This is a genomic window from Prevotella amnii DSM 23384 = JCM 14753 (assembly GCF_000378745.1).
Lineage (GTDB): Bacteria > Bacteroidota > Bacteroidia > Bacteroidales > Bacteroidaceae > Prevotella > Prevotella amnii.
This window is the reverse complement of sequence record NZ_KB905273.1, coordinates 1-17335: the sequence shown is the minus strand read 5'-3', so window position 1 is coordinate 17335 and position 17335 is coordinate 1. Positions and strand designations below refer to the sequence as shown.

Genomic DNA, 17335 nt, shown 5'->3' with positions numbered 1-17335 from the left:
TTTAGAATAGAACAGTAAATAAATAAATATCTTTTAGTTCTATTCTAACTTATTTTAAACCTCTTCTCCTATTAATGTAGCACTCGTAGAGCTTATAATGCGTACATGAACAGTGTCGCCAATATGGTGTTTACCTTTAGGGATAACTACAGCTTTGTTTTGTGGGTTGCGTCCCATTAACTGATCATGACTACGTTTTCCAAATCGTTCTATTAAAATATCAAACTCCTTACCCTCGTCTTTCTTGTTTTGTTCTGCAGAAATTTGCGTTTGCAAATGGATAAGCTCGTTTAGTCTACGTATCTTTTCTTGCTCAGAAACATTGTCAGGTAGATGTTTAGCTGCATATGTTCCGGGACGCTCTGAGTATTTAAACATAAAAGCAGAGTCGAATCCCACTTCACGCACTAAATCGAGAGTTTGATGGTGATCCTCAATAGACTCATTATGATATCCCACAAAGATATCAGTGGTTAGCCCACAGTTAGGTATAATAGACCGTATGGCAGCTACTTTTTCTAAATACTCTTCACGTGTATATTTGCGATTCATATCTTTTAAAACAGTATTACTACCGCTTTGTGCAGGAAAGTGGATATGGTTGCAAAGGTTATCCTCTTGAGCTACAACATGAAGAATATCCTCTGTCATATCTTCAGGGTTAGAGGTCGTAAATCTTACCCGCATATTTGGAACACTTTGTGCTACCTTTTGTAATAGTTCTGCAAATGAAGTGCCATTCTTTGGACGCTTGCCATTAGGAAGCAGACCATACGAATTAACATTTTGCCCAAGCAAGGTTACCTCCTTAAAACCACGCTCTTTCAAATCGTTTACTTCTTGAAGGATACTTTCTACATCGCGTGAACGTTCTCTGCCTCGCGTAAAGGGAACTATACAATAATGGCAGAAATTATTACAACCACGCATAATACTGACAAAGCCTGAAACCTTATTACCTCCTATACGTTGTGGTATAATGTTACGGTAAGTTTCTGTTGTAGAAAGCTCTATATCGCATGCATTATTGCCATTTTCACATTGTGCTATCATATCAGGAAGGTTGAGATAAGAGTCCGGACCACAAACAAGATTAGCATGATGATTATCTATTAGGTCATCTCTCACACGCTCTGCCATACATCCTAATACTCCTAAGATAAGATCCCTACCCTTGCGTTTCTCAGCGTGTAAAGACTCAAGACGGTTATATATTTTGTTCTCTGCATTCTCACGTATTGAACACGTATTAATAAATATAGCATCTGCATCATCTTCTTTTTCACAAACGTCATATCCTGCCATTTTCATTACAGATGCTACAACCTCAGAATCTGCCACATTCATTTGGCAGCCATAAGTTTCTATATAGAGTTTTTTCATTAGTTCCCTTTACTTAATATTTAGCTTGCAAAGATAGTAAATACTTTGCAAATAGACAAATATAGGGTTTTTATCTGATATTGCTATTAATTAAGTGTAAACTTTATTAGAATTGTAGTATTTTAGGTGTTAATATTGTTAATGTAAGGTCATTTTCTGTACCTTTGCAGAGAATTAGATAACAACAATAGGATAATGGTAGATAACATTGGCGAATATGAAATAATGGCTCCTGTAGGCTCGAGGGAGTCGCTCGCTGCTGCTATTAAAGCAGGGGCAAATTCTATTTATTTTGGTATAGGGAAGCTAAATATGCGTTCTCACTCAGCTAATCATTTTAACACAACCGATTTAAAAGAAATAGCTTCTACTTGTAGTGAAAAGAATATAAAAACTTACCTTACAGTAAACACAGTTATTTATGGCGAAGATATTAACACTATGCACGAAATTATTGATGCAGCAAAAGATGCTAATATTACTGCAGTAATAGCCAGTGATGTAGCTGTAATGATGTATTGTAGGCAGGTAGGAATGGAAGTACATCTATCAACTCAGCTTAATATTTCTAATATTGATGCATTAAAATTTTACGCACAGTTTGCTGACGTAGCAGTATTGGCACGAGAATTGAATATGGATCAAGTAAAAGAGATACATCGAAAGATATTAGAACAGAATATAACAGGTCCTAAAGGTGAGCCTATACGAATAGAGATGTTTTGTCATGGAGCTTTTTGTATGGCTGTTTCAGGCAAATGTTATATGAGCTTACATGATAACAATCGTTCTGCTAATCGTGGTGAATGTACGCAAATATGTCGTCGGTCATACACTGTTACAGATAATGAAACGGGTAATAAATTGGAAATTGATAATAAGTACATAATGAGCCCGAAAGATTTAAAGACTGTTCGTTTTATTGATCGTATGATGGACTCTGGGGTAAGAGTGTTTAAAATAGAAGGACGCGCAAGAGGGCCTGAATATGTTTATACTGTAGTAAGTTGTTATAAGGAAGCTATTGAGGCTACGCTTAATGGTACATATACCGAAGAAAAGAAAAAGGAGCTCGATGAACGTTTGTCGCGAGTCTTTAATCGTGGCTTTTGGGACGGTTATTATCAAGGACAAAAGTTAGGAGAATGGACTAAGAATTATGGTAATAAAGCTACAGAAAAGAAGGTTCAGGTGGGTAAGGTGATAAAGTTTTTTTCAAAAATAGGTGTTGCCGAAGTGTCTGTTCAGAGTAACACTTTTACAAAAGGCGACAAACTTTTAATAACGGGACCTACTACGGGGGCTATGTATTTAAATGCAGAAGAGATACGTTTTGATCTTCAGCCTGTAGAGAAAGCCGAGCAAGGCACACGTGTTTCAATACCTGTTCCCAACAAAGTACGTCCCAATGATAAATTGTTTAGAATAGATAAAGTGGATATCAACGATTAAAAACTAAAAGAATATGACTATAAATGAAGCTCAAGATGCAGTGATAGAAGAATTTGAAGAGTTTGATGATTGGATGGATAGATACCAAATGCTTATAGATCTTGGTAACGATCTGTCGCCTCTGAACGAAAAATATAAAAGTGAGCAAAATCTTATTGATGGCTGTCAGAGTCGTGTTTGGTTACAATGCGATTATGAAGATGGTAAGCTTTTCTTTACAGCCGATTCTGACGCACTTATAACTAAAGGCATTATAGCTCTGTTAATACGTGTGCTAAGTGGGCATACTCCTAAAGAAATCATGGAAGCCGACTTATATTTTATAGAGAGGATAGGACTTAGACAACATTTAAGTCCGACACGTAGTAATGGACTTTTATCTATGGTTAAACAAATTAAGGCATATTCCATAGCCTTTAGCACAAAGCAATAATAAAGAAAAAATGCGCAAACTACGCACCATAGAGATGCAGCGGTTATCGCTTGCAGAATTTAAAGAAGCTAAGAAATTACCCCTTGTAGTAGTGCTTGATGATGTTCGCTCCTTATATAATGTAGGAAGTATATTCAGATCAGGTGATGCTTTTCGTATAAAGGCTGTATATCTTTGTGGTATTACAGCAACACCTCCAAATGCTGAAATTCATAAGACAGCACTTGGAGGAGAAGATTCTGTAGAATGGAAATACTTTACTCGTACCGAAGATGCTATTGTCGCATTACATGACCAGGGCTATTATGTATACTGTGTAGAGCAAGTAGAAGGTTCTGTTAAGCTACAAGATCTTTCCAAAATACTTACCCCTCACTCTTTATATGCTATAATAATGGGCAATGAGGTTAAAGGTGTAAAGCAAACAGTAGTAGATCTTAGCGATAATAGTATAGAAATACCACAGTTTGGTACAAAACATTCACTTAACGTAAGTACTACTGCAGGTATAGTAATATGGGAGTTTGCAAAAGCTTATTTGGATTTTATGAAGTAATTATGTAAATTTGCAATAAAAGATAAAATAGAACAGCACTATGCAAGATTTAGTTATTTATAATACACTTCATCGTAAGAAAGAGTTATTTCAACCTATAGCAGCACCTCATGTGGGTATGTATGTATGCGGACCTACAGTATATGGTGATCCACATTTAGGGCATGCACGTCCAGCAATTACTTTTGATATACTGTTTCGCTACCTTCAGCACATAGGATACAAGGTGAGATATGTTAGAAATATTACCGATGTGGGGCATTTAGAGCATGACGCTGATGAAGGAGACGACAAAATAGCTAAAAAAGCACGCCTCGAACAGCTGGAACCTATGGAGATTGCACAGCATTATACTAATAGTTATCATGATGCTATGCAAGAACTCAATGTGTTACCTCCCAGTATAGAGCCTCACGCTACGGGTCATATCATAGAGCAAGAACAATTAGTAGAAGAGATTATAAATAATGGTTATGCTTATCAAAGTAATGGAAGTGTATATTTTGACGTAGCAAAGTTTAATGAAAAGCATAAATATGGTGTTTTGTCAGGGCGTAATCTTAATGATATGATTAATAATTCACGTGAGTTAGCAGGTGTCAGTGAGAAAAGAAATCAGGTGGACTTTGCATTATGGAAACGTGCAATGCCAGAACATATTATGCGTTGGCCATCACAATGGAGCGAAGGATTTCCTGGTTGGCATTGTGAATGTACTGCTATGGGGCGTAAATATTTAGGGAATCATTTTGATATACATGGCGGAGGCATAGATCTTGTTTTCCCACATCATGAGTGCGAGATAGCACAAGCAGTGGCTTCTCAAGGAGATGATATGGTGAAATATTGGATGCATAATAACATGATAACCATTAATGGGCAGAAGATGGGTAAGTCGTTGGGAAACTTTATTACTCTTAATGAGTTCTTCTCAGGTAAACATAAGAGTTTAGATCAAGCTTACTCACCTATGACTATTCGTTTCTTTATAATTTCTGCACATTATAGAAGTACTGTCGATTTTTCTAACGATGCTTTAAAGGCTGCACAAAAAGGTTATGAAAAGCTCATGAATGGTATCGAAGACCTTAAAAAAATACAAACATCTACCGAATCGGACGCTAATACAAAGATGTTTGTAAATAGTTTACGCAAGAAGTGTTATGATGCGATGAATGATGATCTGATGACACCAGCCGTTATTTCTTTATTGTTTGAGGCTTGTCATGTTATAAATCTTTTGATAGACCATAAAGCACAGATATCATTAAGCGATAGTAAAGAGCTAACAGAAGTAATGAATATTTTTGCTTTTGATATACTTGGTTTGCGCAATGAGCGTAGTGTAAATAATGAAGCGCGTGAAGAAGCTTTTGGTAAAGTGGTAGATATGGTATTAGAGCTTCGAGCAAAAGCTAAAGCAGAAAAGAATTGGGCAGTAAGCGATCAGATACGTAACGCTCTCTCAGAGGCAGGTTTTCAGGTAAAAGATACAAAAGATGGAGTATCATGGAAATTAGATAAATAAAGCAAATAACAAAAGAAAGAATACTTATTGTTATATATAATAGCAAGACTTGTTTAATATTTACATATCAAACAAGTCTTGTTTCTATATGGTTATTTGGTATGGTTATAAATAAAAAATAGCCTCATTACCTTCATTAAATAATAAGTCTATAATGCTCATGTTAGGCTTAAAACCATACTTTTGCTTATATACTTGATAATAAGGCTGCGGTGTGAAATCATAATCTATAAGTGGATGTTTAGGGCGAATAGCCTCACGCAAATCTGTTGTATCGTTATATGGATTGGAAACATATTCGTCAGTGAAGGTGATATTAGGCGAAATGTCTAACAACTCACATACCTTATATGTTATTTCTATATTGAAATCAAAAAGAAAGCTCCATTTCTTTTTAAAAAAAGGATATATATCATCTTCGTAATATTCAAAGAAGGGGCTTTCACCATAAGCTGATTTTAGTGCATTCCAATGGATACGTTGCCAATTGCCATGATCGCTTATGCGTACATCGCGTATTAAACATTTTGTATGTTCAAACTTTTCCACAGGAATGGTTAGAGATTGCTCACCATTAGTGGTAGGTATCACACATCTATTACGATATGTTTGCTTCAAAAAATATTCATATTGCTCTATAGCAACAATTTTATATCGATAAATTTTTTGATACCATTGTATTGGTCCAAAATAAGTGGTACTGAGTAAGACCTTATCCATATAATTATAGTATAATATATATCATACTGATAATTATTTAATATTATCAACCCAAGTAAACAAGCGATTCCAACGAATAGAGCCAAGACCTTTATAGTCAGGATCACTACTCCACCAGATAAAAATAGGCTTTCCTACTATATGATCTTCAGGTACAAACCCCCAATAACGGCTATCGGCAGAATTATGCCTATTGTCTCCCATCATCCAATAATAATCCATTTTAAAGGTATAGCTGTTTGTTTGCTTACCATTAATAAATATCTTATTGCCTTTAACCTTTAAATTGTTGTTTTCATACACCTTAATACAACGCTCATAAACAGGTAGATTAGCTAAGGTTAGCTTAATACTTTTACCTTTTTGAGGTATCCAAATAGGCCCAAAGTTATCTCTACTCCAGTTAGTATAAGCGTTAAGAGGATAGTTTGGGCCATTATATATATCTTTATCTGTTACAGGACGAATAGCTGCTAACCAACCTTTTTTCTTAAGCGCAGCAATAGCATGTTTTGTGAGTGGCATATATCCATCAAACTGGCGTAACACATTACTATTTAATACTAATCCACTTTCAAGATCATATCCATGTAAACGTGCCAAACTTGAAATATCTTCATTGCTTATGCCATTTGCCTTTCTAAAGTCGGCATTATTTTCATCTGCCAGTTCTGTGGTAGTGATACCTTTCCATTTTATGAAATAAGTATATTGTACATATTCGGGTTCTTTGTTAGCTTTACCATTAATATATACTATTCTGTTCTTTATCTGTAATATTTGCCCAGGTAGTCCAACACAGCGTTTCACATAGTTCTCGCGGCGATCTGTAGGACGTGTTTCAAGTACTCCGTATATAGCAGGGTTGTTAACAATATAGCTTCTACCCTTTTCATATGCTTTTGTAAAAAAAGCACGTTGCTGCAAAAGGGACATATGTGCGAGATTGATATTTGGATTTTGTTGTGCCATAAGGCTCTCTCCTAAGGTGTAGGCTGTTTGGTAATAATCTTGCGCAGAGTAATTAGGATTACTCATGATGGTGTCGCCTGCAGGGTAATTAAAGACTACAATATCGTTTATCTTTACTTTGCCAAATCCTTTTACGCGTCTATATTCCCAATGAGGCCATTCTATGTAGCTATTACAGTTAAAGATAGGTAGAGTATGCTGTGTGAGAGGCATTGTAAGCGGTGTTTCTGGTATGCGAGGACCGTAGCTAACCTTTGAAACAAAGAGATAATCACCTGTAAGAAGAGATTTTTCTAATGATGAAGAGGGGATAACATAATTCTGAAAGAAGAACAGATTAATAAAATATACTGCAACAAGAGCAAATACAAGAGCATCTATCCAGCTCATTATAAACCGAACAGGACCTTCTGCTTCTTTCCACCATTGCCATCTTATCTTTTTAGAAATATAAATGTCATATATAAAAGGTAACACTATCAATCCCCACCATGAGCCTACCCAGTATAGGAAAAGTAAATAGAGAATAGTTACAATAATAAACTTTATCCACTGTTTTCGTGGGTTGAGCTTTGCTTTTTCTTTATCTATCATTTGTCTTTTTTGTTTTGTTATAAAAAAGATATGTGCTTATCTCTTAAGAAGTAATGTTACTATAACATGATGTTTAAAACTTAAACAAATCGCTTGTTGTAAGTAATCCCTCGTGATTTTTAGTATATTCTGCTGCAAGTACTGCCCCTAAAGCAAAACCTTGTCTGTTATGAGCATCATGAGTGATGGTTATTTGATCGGCTTTAGAATCGTAGGTGATAGTATGAATACCAGGAACTTCATCTGTACGTATAGAGGCAATGGGAAGCTCATTGTCTTTTATGTTACCACTTTCTATAACAGTACCATCGGCTAAGTGTTGTACACCTTTTACCCATTTGTTTTTACGATCTATACGATCTATTATCTCCTCGGCTAAAGTAATTGCTGTTCCTGATGGTGCATCAAGCTTATGAATGTGATGAACCTCTTCCATTTCGACATCATATTGTGGAAAATTATTCATAATTTTAGCCAAATAGCGATTTACAGCAGAGAAAATAGCTACCCCTATAGAAAAATTGCTTGCCCAAAAAAGAGTTTTTCCTTCTTCTTTACAAAGACGTTCCACATCGTTTTTATGGTCATTCATCCACCCTGTAGAACCACTTACCACTTTTATATTATGTGCAAAAGCGCGAAGGTAATTATCATAAGCAGCTTTAGGATTAGTAAATTCTATTGCTACATCAGCTGAAGCAAAAGCAGGAGAGTCAAAATCTTCTATATTATTTACATCAATGATGCTTACTATTTCATGTCCACGATTAAGAGCAATTTGTTCTATCATATGCCCCATTTTGCCGTAACCTATAAGTGCTATCTTCATATTTCCTTTTATTTAATAATATACAAAGGTAAGTAGTTTGATACATATCACAAAAAAAATAACTTATTTTAAGTGCCTGCTAAGATTAAACATTATACAAGAGGTGTACAAAAAAGTAGTTTTCTGTATAAATTGTTATACATAGATAAAAAGGTATATTATTAATGGAATGATATTGTTTTTATGAAAACCTATAAGAAGACTTTAGTAAGCTGAAGTTTTTTTACTTGTAATAACTTATAGCTAATTATATTTTTTTCAATGATAAGAAATAATATAATGAAAGGAGTTGTTTTATTAGATTTTATTTGTATTTTTGTCAACCTCTTTAAATTATTAAAATCTAAATGGAACAGTTACTCCATTATGTATGGAAGCATAAGCTTTTCCCACTTATAGGATTACGAACTACTAACAACGAGATAGTGGAAGTAATTGACACGGGCTTGCTAAACACTGACGCAGGACCCGATTTCTTTAATGCAAAGATAAAAATAGATAATACATTATGGGTAGGAAATGTAGAGATACATGAAAAATCTACTGACTGGTATTTGCATAAACATCATCTTGATGTAAACTATAACAATGTAATACTACATGTTGCAAGTACTATAGACACTGAGGTGCAAACTCTTTCGGGTAATAATCCACCACAAATAAAATTAGAAATACCAAAAGAGGTAAGACAAAACTATGAAGAGTTAATAAAAAACGATACCTATCCACCATGTTATAAGATTATTCTTTCGCTTTCTACAATAACTCTTCATTCTTGGATGAGTGTTTTACAAACAGAACGTTTAGAGCAAAAGGCAGAAGATATTGTCTTGAGAGTAAAGCAAATGGATGGTTCGTGGGAAGATGCTTATTTTGTAACTTTAGCAAGAAACTATGGTTTTGGTATTAATGGTGAGGTTTTTGAACAGTGGGCTAAACAATTCTCTCTACAAAAAACAGTAGGACATCATCGTGATAATCTTCTACAAATAGAATCGTTCTTCTTAGGAATGGCTGGTTTGCTCGATCCTCTTTCTATACCAGAGCGTTATAGAGAAGAAGCTATAAAACAAGATTATTATAAGCAACTGAGTAGTGAATTTTCTTTTTTGTCGCATAAGTTTGGAGCAAAGCCAATATCTTATTCCTTATGGAAATTCCTTCGATTGCGCCCTCAAAACTTTCCTCATATAAAGATAGCACAGCTATCATATTTATATTTCTGTAAAAAAGCAGGTTTGTCAAATATTATTTCGTGTGAAACTATAAAAGAATTGAGAAAAATTTTACAAACAGAAGTTAGTAAATATTGGCAAACACACTACACTTTTGGGGCAGAAAGCACTGAGAAGAAGAAGCATTTATCAAGTAATTCTATTGATGTGATAATTATAAACACAATAGTGCCAATACTCTTTGCTTACGGACATTATAAAGATAATAGCCTATTAATAGAAAAAGCCTTCTCTTTGTTAGATCAGCTTAACGCTGAAAACAACAATATTGTTCGTATGTGGCGTGATGTAGGCTTAAAAATAGAAACAGCAGGAGACTCACAAGCTCTTATACATCTTAAGAAAAAATATTGTGATAGTAAGGATTGTTTGCGATGCAGAATAGGTTATCAATATTTAAAGAGAATATAGTATATATATGAAATATCATTAACAATTATAACGATGAAAGAAAATAATTATATTTTTGAAACCAGAATGGAGGTTCGCGACTATGAATGTGATATACAAGGTATAGTAAATAATGCTAATTATCTGCATTACACAGAGCATACCAGACATCGCTTTCTAAAGTCGCTGGGTGTTAGTTTTTCCGATTTACATGATAAAGGGGTTGATGCAGTAGTAGCCCGTATGGCACTAACATATAAAGTGCCACTTCGTTGTGATGATGAGTTTATCTCTCGAATGGGGTTAACAAAAAAAGGATTAAGGTGGGTTTTTAATCACGATCTTTATCGTGCTAATGATGAAAAGTTGTGTTTTCATGCTGATGTCGACCTTGTTACCTTGATAAATGGAAAATTAGGTTGGAGTGAAGATTATGATAAGGCTTTTTCGGGAGTACTTAAATAAAGGTGTAAAGTCGATAGTATTATATAAAAAATGTTATCTACCGAAACGATAAATACTATGCTTCTATCTCGCTTGGCACTCTTTCGCCAAGCAGAGTTATTAAACCTTTATAAACGAGCAGAGAATGCTTCACAAATAATAGATCATAAGGATAATATTAAAGATATAATCCCTGATGCTTCTAATTTTCTTATAGAAGCATTGAAGAATATCGACTTGTTTAGAGAAAGAGTAGAGAAAGAGTTAGAATTTATAGAAAAAAAAGGGATAAGGGTATTTACTTTTAATGATGCTGACTATCCGCAGCGGTTAAAAGAGTGTCCCGATGCGCCACTATTGTTATTTTATAAGGGTAAAGCAAGTCTTAACCCATTACGATGTATAAACATCATTGGAACACGCCATTGTACTAATTATGGTAAGGATCTTATTCGCTCTTTTGTAAAAGAGCTAAAAAGCTTATGTCCACAGATAGTTATTTATAGTGGTTTAGCATATGGAGTAGACATTTACGCACATCGTGCTGCAATAGAAAATAGTATTGAAACAATAGGAGTTTTGGCTCATGGGCTTGATATGTTATATCCTTCTACTCACAAGGATACAGCTATAGAAATGATAAACACAGGCGGGTTACTTACCGAGTATATGTCTATGACGCAACCAAAACCACGCAACTTTGTACAAAGAAACAGAATTGTAGCAGGATGTTGTGATGCTACGATACTCGTAGAATCAGCATCAAAAGGTGGAGGTCTTATAACTTGTGGTATAGCGCATAGCTATAATAGAGAAATATTTGCTTTTCCGGGTAATGTAGGGTCTGAATATAGTGAAGGATGTAATAACCTTATTAGAAAAAATTGTGCAAATCTAATTACCAGTGCTTACGATTTTGTTCAAGCTATGGGATGGGAAGATACTTCAAAAATTGATATAGCACGAAAAAAGGGTATAGAACGTACACTGTTTCCCGATGTTACAGAAGAAGAAGAACGTATAATAACGACGTTAACAAAGCATAACGACCTTCAGATAAATATGCTTTCTATACAATCAGGAATACCTTTCTCAAAACTCACAGGATTACTTTTTAGCTTAGAGATGAAAGGTATTGTTAAGATGTTAGCAGGTGGAATATATCATTTATATATGATGTAATATTGTTTTTATAATATATTTTATTTAATAAAACATGATATAGATTTATATTTTACAACACACAACTCACTATAAAATATTTGTATTTTATGAAATACTTACTCGTTTCAGATATACATGGGTGTCTTCCTACTCTTGAGAAGGTACTTAGTTTCTATGATAAGAATCATTGTGATATGCTATGCATATTAGGTGATATTCTTAATTATGGTCCACGCAACACTATTCCTGAGGGTATTAATGCTCCGGGAATAGTAGCTGTGCTAAATAAAAGAGCAAAAGATATTATTGCAGTGCGTGGTAATTGTGAGGCTGAGGTAGATCAAATGTTACTACATTTCCCTGTCCTTTCAGATTATACACTGATAGTAGATAATGGTAAAAAACTTTTTCTTACACATGGGCATATATATAATAAAGAACATATGCCACAAGCAGGAATAGATGCTATTATATATGGCCACACTCATCTTTGGGAATTATCTAAGCAAAAAAACATATTGATAGCTAATACAGGCTCTATAACATTTCCAAAAGGTGGTAATGAGCCTACTTTTATGACTTATGAAAACGGCTTGTTTACTATCTTTAATCTAAATGGGAAAATATTAAAACAAAAAAAAATATAAGAAAAAATAGTAACGATAAGCGTTTTATTTATCGCTATTTATATTATGTATATCTTTTTTAGTTACATTTCATTTTAGGTTTGTTTATCAAAACAATATTGGCTCATTTTCATTTATATTATGCTAACTAATAAAAAAGCACCATAAGGGTTAAACCTGTTTTCAACAGTTTAGCCCTTATTGATTATAAACACAATGCTATATAAACATCTATAGCTTTTGTTTTATATTTCAATATTTATAACAAGAGATTTTAGTTTTTATGTACTTCGTTTTTGAGTGAAACATTTGAAGCTGTTAATTTGTTTGCTTAATGTTTTTATTGCACTAAAATTTTGGCGTATAGCTCATTTTGCAGGCTGTTTTTTGTATTAGGTGTTCAATAGCTCAAATTGCAGGCTGGCTTTATTCAGAATATTCAAAGAGTTTATATACCTTTGCCATGCAGTCTGAAGCATAATGGAGCTCTGCTGGGGAGCAACTCCATGAGGAATAGGATTGTATAAAACGACAAGTATAAGCAGGATCCACTATGGGTGTGGTTCCTGCTTTTTCATACTTTGAGTTTCTATCAATGCCAAGAAAAACCCATTGATGAACCTTTTGCGATTCTCTTGTGTAAGTCCGCTATGATTGTTCAAGTTTTTCTTCAGGTCAGTGAATGTCCCCTCAATCTTGTTGTTAGTATTGGGCATTCCCCAGCATTCTTCCCGCTGACAGGTAAAAAGATAAGGCAAGTAGAAGTCAAGGCTGTTCATGGCTGACCTCAACCGTCGGTGCGTATAATGCAGCCTGCCGTCCTTGTGCAGACTGCGGTGTTCTATCGTACCCTTCCACTTTTCCTTCCATGCTTGATATTTGCTCCTGAAATCAGCCTCGTGGATTTGATGCAGCCTGTCCACGAGAGCCTTTAAATCCCGGCTGGCCAGCATTCTCGGATTCTGCGTAAGATACCTTCTGACAATCTGCTTCATGTGGAACTGGCACATTTGTACATGGTACTCAGAGAAAGACTTGAAGAGGCTCTTTTTCCCATCAATAATTAGACCGCGTATGACATATCCACGCGTCTCAATACTGACGACTGCGTCTTCATAGTCCTTCACTGTCTCGCTCTTTACAAAGGACAGATAGAGAGGTTTTCCGCTCTCCGTATCCAATGCGAGCAGCACACCGAAGTTTCGACCCCAATACGTTACGTCCAGATGGACAAAACCGCTTCCGTTTAGTGGAGGTTGCACCCACTCACACTTGATGTCATGCAACCTACGCTTGACCGTAGAGAGGCTTATTCTGAAGCGTACCGATAGTTCATTGATCGTCTGCTTCTGTTGTTGATAAGCAGTCCACAATTCATCATCGCTCACTTGGAAACCGGAGCGAAACTGATAGCCGCAATCCTGACATTTATATAGTTGTACACCTTTGTGAACACCATTCTTTTTCGTGTGCGTACTACCACACGCACGACATCTCATTTTGAACATACTAACTTTGAATTTTTAGGCAACTTAAATGCCCATAAAGTTAGTATACATCGGAAAGACACCTATGTCTCAGCCTGCAAAATGAGCTATTGAGCAATTTGAATCGTCAATTTAGTGCTGAAGGTATCTTGAATGGGCGAAACATGTGTAAATATCGAATGGCATGACACTTTTCAGCCTGCAAAATGAGCTATAGGTCAAAATTTTGTTGATTATTTGTATTTAATATGTATGATATGCAAAGATAATTTGTTATTTTACCTCCCAAATATCATTTGTTTCGAGCATCTCCATAAAGTTATGATATGGTTTTTTAGCTTTAATTTCCTCTATTTGTTCATTAACGGCAGTATCGTAATTAGGTGCTTCAACATCACGGATCACGCCTAAAGCTATTGGGAAACCATTTTCGTTACTCATTAAAGCTAATTTTAGCTGCAATGTGTTATCTTGACAGTGGGCGTCGTGTACCAAAATATCATTCAGAGTATATCCGTCTTCGCCTATCTTTACAACTTTTAATCCAAATCCTTGTTGCACTAAGCCATACTCTTTGTCTTTACCAAACACTAATGGTTCGCCATGTTTTACGTAAATAGCGTTTTCCGATCTGCTCTTTGATGTGTATACAATATCGTGGCAACCATTATTAAAAATAACACAGTTCTGTAATATTTCACATACTGCAGCACCTTTATGTTTTTGAGCTGCTTGAAGTATGCTTATCGTTTCAGCATTGTCCGTAGCAACACTACGTGCAAAGAAATTGCCACGTGCGCCAAAGCAAAGTTCTGCAGGACGGAAAGGATCTTCTGTTGTACCAAAAGGGGTAGACTTAGATATAAATCCGCGAGGACTGGTAGGGGAATACTGACCTTTGGTAAGTCCATAGATACGATTATTTAGTAGTATCATGTTTAGGTCGATATTGCGACGCATAGCATGAATGAAATGATTGCCACCTATGGCAAGAGCATCGCCATCGCCAGATATTTGCCAAATAGTAAGTTTGGGATTAGTAACTTTAGCACCTGTTGCTATTGCTGCTGCACGACCATGAATAGTTTGCATGGCATAAGTGTTAACATAATAAGGTAGACGACTAGAACAGCCTATACCTGATATTACTGCTGTTTCGTAAGGCGGTATTCCTATTTCAGCCATGGCTTTTTGTAAGCTCGATAAGAAGAAATGATCCCCACAACCGGGGCACCATCTTGGAAGTCCCTTTTTATAATCTTGTGCTGTATATGTATTCATAATGTTGAGTTTTTATTGTAAGATTTTGTCGTAGAACGTTCCCTTATTTTCTTTTGGTAAAGGCTCTTTGATTAAATTTTCAAATTGTTTGACAAGTTCACTTACCACGAAAGGTTGTCCCTTTACTTTATTATATTGGTAAGGAGCAAAATTGTTAATTCTTATTCTTAATAAAGCTGCAAGCTGACCTAAATTTTGTTCAGCTACTACTACCTTATTATATTTAGCAAGAACCTCAGGTGTGTTCTTAGGTAGTGGGTTGATATATTTAAATTGTGCTAAAGCTACTTTATATCCTTTTTTTCTTAGCTCGTTCATAGTAGCATAGAGATGTCCATATGTGCTACCAAAACCAACAATTAGAAGCTCGGCGTCGTTTTTATCGCCTAATACCTCAAGGTCAGGAACTTTTATACGTGCTACCTTTTCCCATCGTAGATGATCCATTTTATCGTGATTTTCTGGGTCGGTGGATATCGCTCCTGTCTCGCCATCTTTCTCTAAACCACCTAATATATGAGTATAACCCTCTTTACCAGGTATTGCCCAATAACGTGCAAGATTTTCTTTATCGCGTTTGTAGGGTGTATATTTATACTTCATATCTTCTGTAGCAAAGTGAGGGTTGATATCTGGCAAATCATCTATATTAGGTAATTTCCATGCTGAAGAGCCATTGGCTATAAAAGCATCAGTAAGAAGCACCACTGGAGTCATATGTTCCAAAGCTATTTTACATGCATGGAAAGCAGCATCGAAACAGTCGGTCGGACTTGTAGCTGCAATTACAGGCATTGGGCTTTCTCCGTTTCTGCCATAGAGCACTTGCAATAGGTCGGTTTGCTCACTTTTTGTAGGCATTCCTGTAGATGGACCACCACGCTGAACGTCTATAATGACCAGTGGAAGCTCATCAATTACAGCTAAGTTCATTGCTTCACTCTTTAGACATATACCAGGACCTGAAGTAGAAGTGGCTGCTAAAGCCCCTGCAAATGCTGCACCTATAGCACTGGCACAGCCTGCTATCTCGTCCTCGCACTGCACTGTAGTAACTCCAAGCGATTTGTGTTTAGCTAATTCGTGAAGAATGTCAGTAGCAGGAGTAATAGGGTATGAGCCTAAGAAAAGGCGTAAACCAGCTTTCTCTGCAGCTGCTATTAAGCCATAAGCTGTAGCTTTGTTTCCTGTAATATCCATATATCTGCCAGGAGTTTTATCGGTAGTTTCCACACGGTAAGTATTAGGCACTGACGAATGAGTGTTTGCTCCATAGTCGTAACCAGCTTGTACTACCTTTATATTAGCCTCTGCCAAATGCGGCTTCTTTGCAAATTTTTTGTTTAGATAGTTGTTTACCAGCTCTATATCTCTATTAAAAAGCCAACATACTAATCCTAAAGCAAACATGTTGCGACATTTTAATACAGATTTGTTGTCCATACCTGATGTAGAAAGACAGTCTTTTACCATAGCAGCAATAGGACAGGCTATAACAAAATCAGGGTCAATACCCATTTCTTGTAGATAATCTTCTGAAGAAAATTCGGCTTTTTTTAGATCACGTGAGTTAAACCCATCAGTGTCAATGATTATAATACTTTGTGGCTTACAGTGATGATATTGCATTTTTAGCGCAGCAGCATTCATGGCAACTAATACATCGCACTTATCGCCAGGGGTATACACCTTACCAGCACCTATATGTACTTGGAAACCACTAACACCCGTTAAGGATCCTTGTGGGGCACGAATGTCGGCAGGATAGTCAGGAAAAGTAGAAATGCCGTTACCTACTGTAGCGGATACTGTTGAGAAAATGTTACCTGCCAGTTGCATACCATCACCAGAATCGCCCGAGAAATGTACTACAACGTGATCTAAGTCTTTTACTTCGATTTGTGAGTCCATAATTAGTGTAGTTATAGATAAGTTTATGTTATTATTGTAGACAAAATTGCAAATTATTTCTTATTCTGCCAAATCTTTGGTAAAGAAAAGCAAAAATAGAAATTTTATTTATAACCTTTTTGGGTTTTTACTGATTAGATATGGTCTAAATATACAGGTAGGTAATATGCTTTAATGTTATATATATAGTCCACCCTTAAAAGCCTAATATTCATCTGATTCATAGTATATTATGCTATAAATTATTTGCAAATATCTGCAAGTTTTTGTACCTTTACATTATAATTCTTGCAGATATTTATGCTTAAACGTACATCCAAACAGCTCTCT

Annotated in this window: 15 protein-coding genes; 8 read left to right on the top strand and 7 right to left on the bottom strand. The window is 35.6% G+C overall.

Annotated features, from left to right (window positions below):
* Positions 1 to 54: 54 nt before the first annotated feature.
* Positions 55 to 1383 (bottom strand): tRNA (N6-isopentenyl adenosine(37)-C2)-methylthiotransferase MiaB, encoded by a 1329-nt coding sequence (gene miaB / locus F596_RS0104630; protein WP_019036033.1) that lies wholly within the window; start codon positions 1381 to 1383, stop codon positions 55 to 57.
* A 195-nt stretch (positions 1384 to 1578) separates the two neighbouring features.
* Here miaB and F596_RS0104625 point away from each other — a divergent pair, with 195 nt between their 5' ends.
* Genes F596_RS0104625 through cysS form a run of 4 tightly spaced genes read left to right on the top strand, consistent with a single transcriptional unit; the run spans position 1579 to position 5352 of the window.
* Positions 1579 to 2835: a peptidase U32 family protein gene (locus F596_RS0104625; RefSeq protein ID WP_019036032.1), complete on the top strand. Its 1257-nt coding sequence runs from the start codon at positions 1579 to 1581 to the stop codon at positions 2833 to 2835.
* A 13-nt stretch (positions 2836 to 2848) separates the two neighbouring features.
* Positions 2849 to 3268 (top strand): SufE family protein, encoded by a 420-nt coding sequence (locus F596_RS0104620; RefSeq protein ID WP_008447315.1) that lies wholly within the window; start codon positions 2849 to 2851, stop codon positions 3266 to 3268.
* A 10-nt stretch (positions 3269 to 3278) separates the two neighbouring features.
* Entirely contained in the window at positions 3279 to 3824 is a 546-nt protein-coding gene (locus F596_RS0104615; protein WP_008447395.1) for an RNA methyltransferase, read from the top strand.
* Between the two features lie 40 nt (positions 3825 to 3864).
* Positions 3865 to 5352 carry a cysteine--tRNA ligase gene (cysS, locus tag F596_RS0104610; RefSeq protein WP_019036031.1) on the top strand — a complete coding sequence of 496 codons (1488 nt, stop codon included), beginning with the start codon at positions 3865 to 3867 and terminating at the stop codon, positions 5350 to 5352.
* Positions 5353 to 5457: 105 nt separating this feature from the next.
* Here the strand turns inward: cysS and F596_RS0104605 are convergent, their stop codons facing one another.
* From F596_RS0104605 to dapB, 3 genes are all read right to left on the bottom strand, one after another.
* A complete protein-coding gene (locus tag F596_RS0104605; RefSeq protein ID WP_019036030.1) occupies positions 5458 to 6072 on the bottom strand; it encodes a WbqC family protein in 615 nt (204 codons plus the stop codon).
* Between the two features lie 33 nt (positions 6073 to 6105).
* Positions 6106 to 7638, bottom strand: coding sequence for a signal peptidase I (lepB, locus tag F596_RS0104600; RefSeq protein ID WP_019036029.1), 1533 nt, complete (start codon positions 7636 to 7638; stop codon positions 6106 to 6108).
* A gap of 73 nt (positions 7639 to 7711) precedes the next feature.
* Positions 7712 to 8467 (bottom strand): 4-hydroxy-tetrahydrodipicolinate reductase, encoded by a 756-nt coding sequence (dapB, locus tag F596_RS0104595; protein ID WP_019036028.1) that lies wholly within the window; start codon positions 8465 to 8467, stop codon positions 7712 to 7714.
* 347 nt (positions 8468 to 8814) lie between these two features.
* Here dapB and F596_RS0104590 point away from each other — a divergent pair, with 347 nt between their 5' ends.
* The 4 genes from F596_RS0104590 to yfcE all read left to right on the top strand — a co-directional run bounded on the left by F596_RS0104590 (position 8815) and on the right by yfcE (position 12347).
* Entirely contained in the window at positions 8815 to 10113 is a 1299-nt protein-coding gene (locus F596_RS0104590; protein WP_019036027.1) for a DUF2851 family protein, read from the top strand.
* 33 nt (positions 10114 to 10146) lie between these two features.
* Entirely contained in the window at positions 10147 to 10557 is a 411-nt protein-coding gene (locus F596_RS0104585; RefSeq protein ID WP_008447222.1) for an acyl-CoA thioesterase, read from the top strand.
* 30 nt (positions 10558 to 10587) lie between these two features.
* The gene (dprA, locus tag F596_RS0104580; RefSeq protein ID WP_019036026.1) at positions 10588 to 11718 is read left to right on the top strand and encodes a DNA-processing protein DprA; all 1131 of its coding nucleotides are present in this window, start codon (positions 10588 to 10590) and stop codon (positions 11716 to 11718) included.
* Positions 11719 to 11807: 89 nt separating this feature from the next.
* Positions 11808 to 12347 carry a phosphodiesterase gene (yfcE, locus tag F596_RS0104575; RefSeq protein WP_019036025.1) on the top strand — a complete coding sequence of 180 codons (540 nt, stop codon included), beginning with the start codon at positions 11808 to 11810 and terminating at the stop codon, positions 12345 to 12347.
* A 530-nt stretch (positions 12348 to 12877) separates the two neighbouring features.
* Here yfcE and F596_RS12290 read toward each other — a convergent pair.
* The 3 genes from F596_RS12290 to F596_RS0104560 all read right to left on the bottom strand — a co-directional run bounded on the left by F596_RS12290 (position 12878) and on the right by F596_RS0104560 (position 17005).
* Positions 12878 to 13834, bottom strand: a complete 957-nt coding sequence (locus F596_RS12290; protein WP_019036024.1) for an IS256 family transposase, variant Zn-binding type — start codon at positions 13832 to 13834, stop codon at positions 12878 to 12880.
* Between the two features lie 252 nt (positions 13835 to 14086).
* Positions 14087 to 15094 (bottom strand): 2-oxoacid:ferredoxin oxidoreductase subunit beta, encoded by a 1008-nt coding sequence (locus F596_RS0104565; RefSeq protein WP_019036023.1) that lies wholly within the window; start codon positions 15092 to 15094, stop codon positions 14087 to 14089.
* Positions 15095 to 15106: 12 nt separating this feature from the next.
* Entirely contained in the window at positions 15107 to 17005 is a 1899-nt protein-coding gene (locus tag F596_RS0104560) for a 2-oxoacid:acceptor oxidoreductase subunit alpha (RefSeq protein ID WP_008447191.1), read from the bottom strand.
* Positions 17006 to 17335: the final 330 nt, after the last annotated feature.